This is a genomic window from Hyella patelloides LEGE 07179 (genome assembly GCF_900659865.1).
Lineage (GTDB): Bacteria > Cyanobacteriota > Cyanobacteriia > Cyanobacteriales > Xenococcaceae > Hyella > Hyella patelloides.
Genome location: NZ_LR214100.1, coordinates 1 through 6,667 on the forward strand (window position 1 = coordinate 1; position 6,667 = coordinate 6,667).

General features: G+C 35.8%; 6 protein-coding genes. 2 read left to right on the top strand and 4 right to left on the bottom strand.

From position 1 onward, the window contains the following. From H1P_RS29630 to H1P_RS29640, 3 genes are all read right to left on the bottom strand, one after another. A partial coding sequence (locus tag H1P_RS29630; RefSeq protein WP_186376220.1) for an alpha/beta hydrolase occupies positions 1-294 on the bottom strand: 294 nt, incomplete at its 3' end. A gap of 333 nt (positions 295-627) precedes the next feature. Continuing rightward, on the bottom strand, positions 628-1,479 hold the full coding sequence (locus H1P_RS29635) for an AraC family transcriptional regulator (RefSeq protein ID WP_144874514.1): 852 nt from the start codon (positions 1,477-1,479) through the stop codon (positions 628-630). A gap of 265 nt (positions 1,480-1,744) precedes the next feature. After that, positions 1,745-2,296: a cysteine hydrolase family protein gene (locus H1P_RS29640; RefSeq protein ID WP_144874516.1), complete on the bottom strand. Its 552-nt coding sequence runs from the start codon at positions 2,294-2,296 to the stop codon at positions 1,745-1,747. 111 nt (positions 2,297-2,407) lie between these two features. Here H1P_RS29640 and H1P_RS29645 point away from each other — a divergent pair, with 111 nt between their 5' ends. Then, the gene (locus tag H1P_RS29645; protein ID WP_144874518.1) at positions 2,408-3,334 is read left to right on the top strand and encodes a DUF262 domain-containing protein; all 927 of its coding nucleotides are present in this window, start codon (positions 2,408-2,410) and stop codon (positions 3,332-3,334) included. 90 nt (positions 3,335-3,424) lie between these two features. Here the strand turns inward: H1P_RS29645 and alaS are convergent, their stop codons facing one another. Then, positions 3,425-6,127: an alanine--tRNA ligase gene (gene alaS / locus H1P_RS29650; protein ID WP_144874520.1), complete on the bottom strand. Its 2,703-nt coding sequence runs from the start codon at positions 6,125-6,127 to the stop codon at positions 3,425-3,427. 253 nt (positions 6,128-6,380) lie between these two features. On the opposite strand from alaS, the gene H1P_RS37835 reads away from it, so the two are divergent. Next, the coding region (locus H1P_RS37835) for a hypothetical protein (RefSeq protein WP_222427304.1) at positions 6,381-6,667 on the top strand (287 nt) is incomplete at its 3' end.

Below are 6,667 nucleotides of genomic sequence, written 5' to 3' on the forward strand. Positions count from 1 at the left end.
GCCCGATTCTCCCCAATTAAGGAAGTCAAAAGCCAAAACTGCATAGCCACGATCTGCCATTGCTTCGGCGTAGGTAGCTGGCATTTGTTCTTTTACCGTTGTCCAAGCACCAGTTACTACTACCCCTGGTAATTTATCGCCTTCTTGATAATCATCAGGAAGATAGAGATTACCTACTAAGTTTTGATTATTACTTTTAAAATTAACTTCTTTAATCTGGGCTGCGATCGCATTGGATTCTAAAGATAATTGTAGTGTGACAACGGTAGCAGTAGCCAAAAGTAGATTTTTCATGATTTTTATTCTTGGTTTTTTGTTTAACTTGAACTTTGTACATTGAATTTACAGAAGCGGAAAAACTATCTCTTGAAAGCTTTTGCTTAATTTTTTGAAGATTCTTACTATTGGCTTGTAAACCAGATCTGTAAGGGATTGGGTAAGCCGATCTTGGGAGTCTATTGCGATCTCCTTAGTAACTCCAGTAGTTGCTACTGCAACATTGGTTAAAATTTGACGACGTGAAATACCTGAAATCAGATTTAATTCCTTGCAATTGACAAAAATAAATGGATTTTAACTTTACATAGACATAATTCTATGAATAATCTAATTAGCTTGTCTAGGAAGTTATTGCTCTTTTCTGTAGTTTCCTGGCGTAGTGCCAACCAAACGCTTAAAATGCCAACCAAAATGGCTTTGATCGTAAAAACCCGTTTCCGAAGCTACTTGAGTAATCGATCTTCCTTCAGCAAGCAGTTTCTTAGCGCGATCGATCCGAATTTGCCTTTGATAAGCACTCAAAGATAATCCCATTTCGCGACGAAACAAACGACTCAGATAAAAACGGCTTAATCCCGATATCTTGGCTAATTCTGCTAAAGATACGTTTTCTTGATAATGAGCTTGTAAAAAATCACATACTATTGCGATCTCGCAGTGCCTTGGCTTTGCCGAAATCGCTGGTTTAACTGTTTGATAAGATTTAGGAGAAAGTCTGGTATTTTGGACAATTAAGTTAGAAAAAAAATCTAAAATCAGGGAATCTTTTTCTAGCTCAGTTGCGTTTGTTTCTACGGCAATACATAAATTATGAAATAATTCTCTTAAATAGCGATCGCCCAATACTGACTCAGTGAAAAAAGGAAGATTAACAAACTTGTTGGCGATCTCTGCTGCAACCTCTTCTAGTAAACTGGGGTCAACGTGCATCATCCAAAATGTAGCGGGTTCTGGTAAATAAGTTCTTTCACTGGGAGAGTGAACCTCACCAGAATGAATAATACTGAGATTGCCTATTGGGATAGGATGATAAGCACCTCGATAAAAATATTCGCCCTGACAGTTAAAACTAAGTCCTAATTGATATTCGTGATGAGAATGTTTAGGAAGAGGTTCTAGTGAACCTGCGGTATAAATATACTTTTCTATTAAAATACCTGGAAGTTTTGATGCCTTTACAGTAACTTGTGCATTGTTCATTGCCAAAGTTTTGAACTCAAAAAACTAAGAATATACTAGAGATCGAGAATTAGCTAGCATTGAAGAAAAATCTCTAAAAATTAAGTTGAGATCTCGCAGTGTCAGGGAATAGGGCGATCGCTTTTTAGGGGATTAAAATTATTGTGAGTATATTTGTGTCACAGATTAAGGTAATTGTTCATCTTAATTAGTAGCTGTAGATTTTAGGACAAATATCAACTTATGGAACTGCGGGAAATACAATGAAGTGCGCATCAACAAGGCTCTATTTTAAGTCTTCTAAGTTATCTGCTGATTTCACAACTGCGATATTTTTTGATGACAAAACTTGCAATGACTTTAAAAAATTTCCACATTTATAAGCAGCTACTCCATCTTCCACTACACTAACTCTGTATTCTCTTTCGATTGCATTGCTAGCCGATATCTTGATGCAATAATCTGTAGCAAGACCAGCCATATAAAGATGTTTAATCGAATTAGTCTGAAGAAATTGAACGAATTCACTACTAGAAAATATGTTTTTGTTTCCTTTTGTGAATATGTTATCACTAACTATTTCTAAACGACTATCAAAATCTGCTCCCTTTGTACCTTTTTTCACAGAATTGCCAGTGAGGAGTTGCACTAAAAAAATTGACCATTCTGTTTTAAAATAAACAACATTTTGTTTTCTTTCAATGAATATTTTACTAAGCTTATTTACTACAGGGATAAGGGCATCTACTTGGGATATACAAGCATGAGCTTTTCCATTTTCTAACGTAAAGTCATTTTGTAAATCTATAACTACTAATGCTGATTTTTGCTGATTCATGAACTTCCTTTAAATTGTAAATATATTGACAGAAATAATTTATGTATTACTTATGCCATTTTGCATATTATATTATTTCTTAAACTTGTAAGCAAATAAAAACAAGGATTAATAGACAGTATTTTACTCAATTACCCTATTCCTTTAATTTTATTTGGAAAATTCAATAATGAAGGAGAAGATATGTATGAAATTATTGATGGTATGCAAAGATTAAATGCAATTTTTGGGTTTATAGAAAATCATTTTTCTGTTAATAATAAATTTTTTGATGTAACCAAATCACCATTAGCACATGAATTAAGTAAACAAAATATATTTGAATCTGTTGACAAAGAAACTGCAAAGCTACTCAATGCTTCAGAATGTCTTGATTTTTTAAGTTATTCACTTGCAGTTACAACATATCGAGCAAATTCACAAGAAGAAATTGAAGATGTATTTAATAGAATCAACTCTAATGGTAAACATTTATCTCCTCAAGAAGTGAGACAAGCTGGTGTTACAAGTAGTTTTTCAGGATTGGTAAGAAGTCTTGCTTCAGAAATACGTGGAGATGTATCTCAAGAAATATTACCCTTAACTAAAATGCCAGAAATTAGTATTGATGCTAAGTCAATTTCACTTGGATACGGAGTCATAGCAGAAGACACTTTTTGGTGCAATCAAGGTATTATCAATACTTCTAATCTTAGAGATAGTGAAGACGAACAAATACTTGCCGATATTATTTTATCAATAGCCTTAAATAATCCTTTCCCTGCTAGTAAAGACAAATTTGATTCATTTGGAATTGTTGGCTTAGAAAGAGAAGCTAAAATACACAACACTAGCTTGGATGATTATATTCTTTTTATTAGTAGAAAAATCAGGAGTTCTCAATTACCTGAATGGTTAAAAACACAAGTTAACACTAATTTAATTCCTATTAATTACAAAGATTGTACAGTGTTAATGATTAAGGTTGAAGCAGGTAATGAACCAGCATGGTATAAAAACAAACTATATATTAGAGATGGACATGAAAAACAAGCATAAGAGAAATCTGGTGAACAAATTAGTGCAGTTTATAATTTATTTAAATAGTCATAAATAGTAAAAGGTGGGAATTAACCCACCTCATCTAATTTAACTCAACCCTTCAATTAACTGCTTCTTAGCAGTTTCTAAAGCTTCCTCTAACTTACTCGCATCGCGTCCACCAGCTTGGGCTAGATTTGGTCTTCCACCGCCTCCACCACCGCATATTTTAGCAATACCGCCAATGAATTTACCTGCTTGAAGTTTCTTCTCCTTGATTACTTTCTGACTAAAAGCAGCTACTAAAATTACTTTTCCGCCCCTAGGAATAGAAGCTAAAACTACAGCAGATTCGCCTAATTTTTGTTGTAATCTTTCGCCAGCAGACTGTAAAGATTTAGCATCCATTTCGCCCATATTAGCTACTAAGAGTTTAAAGTCTCCTACTGTTTCTGCTTGAGATAATAAGCCGTCAGATTTAGCAACAGCAAGTTCTTGTTTAATGACTTCTAATTCTTTTTGAGTGGCTTTTAGTTCTGCTTGTAAGTTATTAACTCTTTCGCTGACTTCTTCAGGTTTAACTTTAAATTTATCGCTTAGTTCTTTGACTACTTTATCCCGTACTTCCAAGTAATCTAAAATAGCAGCACCAGCAACCGCTTCAATGCGTCTTACTCCTGAAGAAATGCCAGTTTCCGAGATAATTTTAAACGCACCAATTTCTGCGGTATTATGCACATGAGTACCACCGCAAAGTTCCATTGATACACCAGAAAAATCAATAACTCTGACTTCGTCACCGTATTTTTCGCCAAACATAGCAGTTGCACCTTTCGCTTTAGCCTCTTCTATAGGCATAATGTTGACATCAGCTTCGTGTGCTTCGGATATCCAAGTATTAACTAACTTTTCTACTTGCTTTACTTCATCTGGTGTTAAAGCACGGGGAGAGTTAAAATCAAAGCGTAAACGATCGCATTCTACCAAAGAACCTGCTTGAGAGACAGAGTCATCTACGATCTTTTTCAAGGCAGCTTGTAATAAATGGGTTGCGGTATGATTAGCCTGTACCCGACGACGACTAGCACGATCTATAGTTGCATTGACAGTATCACCTACTTTAACAGTACCGCGATCTCGCAGAGATCCGCTTTGCGGCACGATTTTTCCGTAATGGACAAAGAAACCAGATTCTTTTTGTACGTCTGTAATGCGAATTAAAAGATTATCCCCAGATAGATAACCTTTATCGCCAATTTGTCCCCCAGATTCGGCATAAAATGGAGTACTATCTAGAATAAGTTGAATTTCTGTCCCAACTTCAGCAGTTTCTACGGTTTTTCCTTCTACTAAGACAGCTTCTATTTTTGCTGTTGCTTGCAATTCTGTATAGCCAGAAAATTCTGTAGGATGGATATGTTCTGCAAGCTTATCTATGCTACCTTGAACAGTGAGATCGATGGTTTCATGGGAGTCTCTACCGCGACCGCGTTGTTTTTTCATCTCCACTTCAAAGCCTTCTACATCAACAGTTAACCCCTGTTCTTCAGCTATTTCCTGGGTAAGTTCCAAAGGAAAACCATAGGTGTCATAAAGTTTAAAAGCATCTACCCCTGATATTCGCTGTAGGGACGTTTCCCTAAAGGACTCGCTACGCATCGCGCGAAACGTCCCTACCCGATTAATAATTTCTGCAAGTAATTTTTCCCCCCTTTCCAATGTCTTGAGGAATTGAGATTCTTCACTTTGTAATTGATTTTTGATAAACTCTTCCCTTTCTCTAATAGCAGGATAAGCCGATTCAGAAAGAGTGATAGCTGTTTCTGCAACCTTATTAATAAAGTTACCATCAATTCCGATTAATCTACCGTGACGCACCACCCGACGAATCAAACGACGCAATATATAACCCCTACCTACATTAGATGCAGAGATACCATCAGCGATCATATGCACTACTGAACGAACGTGATCGCCAATTACTTTTAAAGAGGTTTTTGTTTTCTCGTCAGCTTTGCTGTAATCAATCCCTGCAATTTCAGCAGCAGTTTTAATAATAGGAAAGATTAAATCGGTTTCATAATTATTGGGTACTTGTTGGAGAATTTGCGCCATCCTCTCTAAACCCAAACCCGTATCGATGTTTTTGTTCTCTAATGGGGTACGATTTCTTTCTGCATCTTGATTATATTGCATGAATACCAAGTTATAAAACTCGATAAACCTACTATCGTCTTCTAAATCAATGTTCTCATCGCCCAATTCGGGATGAAAATCATAATATAATTCAGAACAAGGTCCACAAGGACCAGTAGCACCCATTGTCCAATAGTTATCCTCTTCTCCCAAACGCTGAATACGATGTGCGGGAATACCTATCTTATCGCGCCAGATAGCAAAAGCTTCATTATCATCTTGGAAAACACTAACTACTATTCTTTCTGGTGGTAATTGATATACCTGGGTGGATAGTTCCCACGCCCATTCTATAGCTTGCTCTTTAAAATAGTCACCAAAGCTGAAGTTACCCAACATTTCAAAGAAGGTATGGTGTCTCGCAGTACGCCCCACATTTTCGATATCATTGGTACGGATACATTTTTGGGATGTGGTAGCGCGGGGTTGGGGTGCTTTTTGTTGTCCGAGAAATATGGGTTTGAAGGGTAGCATCCCAGCTATGGTTAATATTACTGTAGGGTCTTCTGATATTAAAGACGCACTGGGTAAAATTTTGTGTTGTTTTGATTCGTAGAATTTGAGGAATTTATCGCGGATTTCGCTACCGCTTAGGTATGGAAGGGATTCAGCCATAGTAGTTTGTGTAATGCAGTTCTGTGTATTTATTTATTTTTGCATTTTTAGGGCGGTGTGGTGTTTTGTAGGGTAGGGGCGTTTGTTTGTTACGATGGTTTGTTTTATCTCCCGCAGAGTCGTTTATCCCCATCGCATTTGGGGGCAGAGGCGCAAAGTTTTTTTAGTCAGTGAAATTACAATTCACAAAGAATCATTGTTGATTGCATAATTGAAGAAATCTTTTTAAGTAAAAGTTTAATTGTTTTTATAAATGTCTAATTTAGAGCGACAAGCGTTTGAATCTTATTCTCTACCACCTGATTATGAAATTTGTTTGGCTACCAAGAAAGATTACTGGAATATTTATAAATATGAATTATTTTCTAATAAACAAGTTGCTATATTTGTTGTTTTATTTTATTTATTTCCAATGTGTTTTTGTTTAGTAGGAATCATTATTTTTGAACCATCTTTGAGATTTTTAGTATTTGCATTTGACTTATGTATGATATTTTTAAGTTATTGGATATCTTTTTTTATAGACCGACAGGTATCAAA